Source organism: Actinomyces sp. HMSC065F11 (genome assembly GCF_001813085.1).
GTDB classification, from domain to species: Bacteria; Actinomycetota; Actinomycetes; order Actinomycetales; family Actinomycetaceae; genus Gleimia; species Gleimia europaea.
Window position 1 is genome coordinate 583 of sequence record NZ_KV811471.1, and the last position, 686, is coordinate 1,268.

The following is a 686-nucleotide window of genomic DNA, read 5'->3' on the forward strand; positions in this document are numbered from 1 at the left end:
TAAGGGTGTAGATGTTCCTGAGGGTTCGAAGTTCGCTATTGGCGAGGACTTCGAGGCTCCTGAGGGCTATGTAGTTACGATTGATGAGAACACTGGTGAGATCACTGTTACGTTCCCGGATGGGTCGAAGCTGAACAAGGACACGACGGAGGAGTTTGATGTTCCTGTTACGGTGACTTACCCGGATGGTTCCACCGATAAGACGGATGCGAACTTCAAGCTGGATACCGATAACGACGGTAAGCCTGACACCGAGGACGAGGATGACGATAACGACGGCATCCCGGATGAGGATGACTCCAACCCGAAGGTTCCGAACACGAACGAGAACATCGAACCTGGCTACAAGGATGGCTCCGGTAAGCCGGGTAGCGACGTCAAGATCGACGCTCCTGAGTTTAAGGACAAGGATGGTAAGACGACCACGCCTCCGGAGGGCACCAAGTTCACTCCTGGTGAGGACACGCCTGATGGTGTGACCATTGATGAGAACACTGGTGAGATCACCGTTACCATTCCTGAGGATGCAACGCCTGGTACCAAGATCACGGTTCCTGTCGTTGTGACCTACCCAGACGGTTCCACCGACGAGGTGACTGTCACGGTTACGGTCGAGCAGCCTGACACGCCTGATACCAAGCAGAACGAAGAGTTCGAGCCTGGCTATGAGGATGGTTCGGGTAAGC

1 protein-coding gene is annotated in these 686 nt (G+C 54.4%); it reads left to right on the plus strand.

The genetic code is table 11. From position 1 onward, the window contains the following. The coding region (locus HMPREF2891_RS05540; RefSeq protein ID WP_222566273.1) for a YPDG domain-containing protein at window positions 1-686 on the plus strand (686 nt) is incomplete at both ends.